The sequence below is a fragment of the Bacillota bacterium genome (genome assembly GCA_040754675.1).
In the GTDB taxonomy this organism is placed as follows: domain Bacteria; phylum Bacillota; class Limnochordia; order Limnochordales; family Geochordaceae; genus Geochorda.
In genome coordinates, this window is record JBFMCJ010000419.1 from 1 (window position 1) to 3,584 (window position 3,584).

At 70.0% G+C, this 3,584-nt stretch carries 5 protein-coding genes; 4 read left to right on the top strand and 1 reads right to left on the bottom strand.

Features of this window, described 5'->3' with window-relative positions:
* The first annotated feature begins 161 nt into the window (after nucleotides 1-161).
* On the top strand, nucleotides 162-386 hold the full coding sequence (locus tag AB1609_18145) for a DUF951 domain-containing protein (protein MEW6048368.1): 225 nt from the start codon (nucleotides 162-164) through the stop codon (nucleotides 384-386).
* A 13-nt stretch (nucleotides 387-399) separates the two neighbouring features.
* On the opposite strand, the gene AB1609_18150 is transcribed toward AB1609_18145, so the two are convergent.
* Complete coding sequence (locus tag AB1609_18150; protein ID MEW6048369.1) at nucleotides 400-927, bottom strand: QueT transporter family protein; 528 nt, start codon at nucleotides 925-927, stop codon at nucleotides 400-402.
* A gap of 321 nt (nucleotides 928-1,248) precedes the next feature.
* On the opposite strand from AB1609_18150, the gene AB1609_18155 reads away from it, so the two are divergent.
* The 3 genes from AB1609_18155 to AB1609_18165 all read left to right on the top strand — a co-directional run.
* On the top strand, nucleotides 1,249-2,187 hold the full coding sequence (locus AB1609_18155) for a thiamine pyrophosphate-dependent dehydrogenase E1 component subunit alpha (protein MEW6048370.1): 939 nt from the start codon (nucleotides 1,249-1,251) through the stop codon (nucleotides 2,185-2,187).
* Nucleotides 2,188-2,241: 54 nt separating this feature from the next.
* Complete coding sequence (locus tag AB1609_18160) at nucleotides 2,242-3,225, top strand: alpha-ketoacid dehydrogenase subunit beta (GenBank protein MEW6048371.1); 984 nt, start codon at nucleotides 2,242-2,244, stop codon at nucleotides 3,223-3,225.
* Between the two features lie 15 nt (nucleotides 3,226-3,240).
* A partial coding sequence (locus tag AB1609_18165) for a biotin/lipoyl-containing protein (GenBank protein ID MEW6048372.1) occupies nucleotides 3,241-3,584 on the top strand: 344 nt, incomplete at its 3' end.

Sequence of the window (3,584 nt, forward strand, 5' to 3'; positions counted from 1 at the left end):
GGGTGGGTGCGGCGCGCCTGCGGACCTTCGTCCGGGAGCGGTTTGGCGAGCTGGCGGGCCTGGCACAGGCGCACCTGTTCGCCCACGTGAGGCTCCAAGCGGGCCGAGCACGGGGCGCTGGCGGGGGAAGCCGCCGGCGTGTATAACAGAACCCGGACGCCATGCCGATCAAGTTCTACCTGGGCGACGTGGTTCAGACCCGCAAGGCGCACCCGTGCGGCTCGGATCAATGGGAGATCATCCGCACCGGGATGGACATCCGCGTGCGGTGCCTCGGCTGTGGCCACGTGGTGCTGATGCCCCGGCGCCGCTTTGAGCGGGCGTTCAAGCGGCTGATCCGCCGGCCGCTGGAGGAGCCGCCCTCGGGCGGAGCGACGGCGCGATAGTGCGGCGGCGGTGTCAGGTTCGGTTCGCTTCGAAGCGGCGCAGGAGCCGCACCAGGGGCACCCCCAGCGCCAGCACCACCACCGCTTCGCTTGCCGTGATGCCCAGGGCCGTGGTCCAGTACGGGAGTCCGAAGATGGCGCTCAAGTAAACGCTGATCAGCACCCCGTTGGTGACGATGGGCCACAGGTACGCCTTCCAGCTGTGGCGGTCCCGCCAGGTGAGGTAAGCTGCCAGAAGCGTGACGAGGCTGCCTCCCCAGATGTCCCACGGGCCCAGGCCTCCGATGACGTTGGCAAGCCACACGCCCACGAACAGGGCCGGCACAGCTTCGGGATAGAGGATGGGGAGCACCGCCAGCGCCTCGGCGATGCGGAGTTCCACCAGAACGGGGCCGAGCGCCACCCCGAAGCTCAGGCGGCCCAGGGCCGCTGCCAGGACCACATACAGGGCGGCGATCACGGCGGCTCTGGTGATGCGCCGTACGGGGCGTTCGGCGGCCGGGCGTGGCGTCTCCTCGTCCATGACACCACTCTGCCACAAACTCCGGCCTGGTGTCACCAGGCCGGGCCGCAGGGACCGGTGCCGATGAAAGGAAATAGAAATGGTTGCGCCGAAAGCTCCGCTCCGGACAGGGGAAATGGTTCTGACGGTGCGTCAGCACTTTTGCGCCGTTGGCCTGCCGGGGCGGGTGTTGCGTCGAGCAACCGCTCGCATAGCCCGCGGCGAGGGGCAGATCGCGCGCATCGGGGGGTAACGAACTTGGTGGCAGGTGAGGCTGCTCACCGGCGGCAGCACCGCGGCGCGCCGGCCGGTACCCTGGACCCTCAGCTGGAAGCGGTCGGCGCCGAAAAGCTCCTGCAGATGTACCGGTTCATGGTGCTCTCACGCGCCCTGGACGAGCGGATGTGGATCATCCAGCGCCAGGGAAAGGTTCCCTTCGTCATCACCGCCCACGGCCAGGAGGCGGCGCAGGTGGGCGCGGCCATGGCGCTTAGGCCAGGGCAAGACGTCATCGTGCCGTACTACCGGGACATGGCGCTGATGCTCACGTTGGGCATGACGCCCAGGGAACTGATGCTCAACGTCTTCTCCCGGGCGGAGGACCCGAACGGCGGCGGGCGCCAGATGCCTGCCCACTTCAGCCTGCCGCGCCTTCGGGTCCTGACGGGGTCGAGCCCCGTGGGAACGCAGATCCCCCACGCGGCCGGGGCCGCCCTGGCCAGCCGGCTGCGGGGGGAGGACAGCGTCACGTTCTGCTCGTTCGGGGAAGGGGCGACCAGCACCGGCGACTTCCACGAGGGGGTAAACTTCGCGGCGGTTCTCAAGCTGCCGGTGATCTTCTTCTGCGAGAACAACCAGTACGCCATCTCCGTGCCGGTGCGCCGGCAGATGGCCGTCGAGAGCGCCGCGCAGCGCGCGGCCGGCTACGGTATCGAGGGGCGCAGCGTGGACGGGCAGGACCCGGTGCCGGTCTACCTGGCGGTGTCGGAAGCGGCCGAGCGAGCGCGGGCCGGCCGCGGGCCGACGCTGATCGAGGTGCGCACCTACCGGTTCGTGCCACACACGAGTGACGATGACGACCGCACCTACAGAACGCGCAGCGAGGTCGAGGAGTTCCGCCAGAAGGACCCCATCCCGCTCATGCGGCGGCGCCTCGAGGAAGCCGGGCTGTGGGACGAACAGCGCGAGAAGGCACTGCGGGACGAGGTGGCAGCCATCGTCGACGACGCGGCCGACTACGCCGAACGGGCGCCACGCCCTGACCCTGCCAGCGTCATGCGGCACGTCTATGCGGACTGACCGCGCGGCCCTCGGGCGGCGGGCCGCCTGCTGAGGTGGGAGGTCGTGAGAGCATTGGCCGTCAAGCGAATGATTGAAGCCATCCGTGAGGCGCTGGACGAGGAGATGGCGCGGGATCCGCGCGTGATCGTGCTGGGCGAGGATGTCGGGGTGAAGGGCGGCGTGTTCGTGGCGACCCGGGGCCTGCTGGAGAAGTACGGCCAGGACCGGGTCATCGACACGCCCCTGTCGGAGTCGGGCATCGTGGGAGTCGCCGTCGGCGCGGCGATGAACGGGCTGCGCCCGGTGGCGGAGATCCAGTTCGCCGACTTCATCCACCCGGCCATGGACCAGATCATCAACGAGGCGGCGCGCATCCGGTACCGCTCCAACGGGGCGTGGGGGTGCCCGCTGGTGGTGCGGACACCGTACGGCGCCGGGATCCGGGGAGGGCTGTACCACTCCCAGTCGGTGGAGGCGTTTTTCGCACACGTGCCCGGGCTGAAGGTGGTCATCCCCTCGACGCCGGCCGACGCGAAGGGCCTTTTGAAGGCCGCGATCCGGGACGAGGACCCGGTCATCTTCCTGGAGCCAAAGCGCGGGTACCGCCTGATCCAGGGCGAGGTGCCGGAGGGCGACTTCGTCGTCCCCATCGGGCCGGCGCGGGTGGCGAAGGAGGGCAGCCACCTCACCGCCGTCGCGTACGGGATGATGCTCCACCTGACCATGGAGGCGGCGGCCGAGGTGCAACAGGAGGGGATCTCGGTCGAGGTGATCGACCTGCGCACGCTGGCGCCGCTGGACAGGACGGCCCTCGTCGAGTCGGTGAAGAAGACGGGCCGGGCGCTCATCGTCTACGAGGACAACCTGACCATGGGAATGGGGGCCGAGGCGGCCGCGGTGCTGGCGGAAGAGGCGCTTTACCACCTGGACGCCCCCGTGCGGCGCCTCGCGCTGCCCGACATTCCGGCCACGCCCTTCGCGGGGGTTCTGGAAGACGCGGTGTTGCCCAACGCGGAACGGATCGCGCAAGCCATGCGGGAACTCGCCCGCGCTTAGAGGAGGCATCGAGGCGTGGGCCTGGAAATCGTCATGCCCCAGCTGGGCGAAAGCGTGACCGAAGGACAGATCGTGCGGTGGCTCAAGCAGCCGGGCGAGCCCGTCGCGCGCTTCGAGCCTCTGGTCGAGGTGCTGACCGACAAGGTGACCGTGGAGGTTCCCTCGCCGGCCGAAGGCAGGCTTGGCGCCGTCAAGGTGCACGAAGGCCAGACGGTGCCGGTGGGGACGGTCATCGCGGTCCTGGAGACCGCAGAGGAGGCCGCGCCGGTGAAGCAGGAGGTTGCGGGCCTGCCAGAGGAGGCGAGCGCTGCTGCGCCCGCCCCGCCCGCCTCGCCCGAGCGCCCCGCCGGCGAGGCGGA

Excerpts from the sequence above, each read along its gene's own strand:
- AB1609_18145 (MEW6048368.1), top strand. The coding sequence starts at position 162 with ATGCCGATCAAGTTCTACCTGGGCGACGTGGTTCAGACCCGCAAGGCG.
- AB1609_18155 (MEW6048370.1), top strand. The coding sequence starts at position 1,249 with ATGTACCGGTTCATGGTGCTCTCACGCGCCCTGGACGAGCGGATGTGG.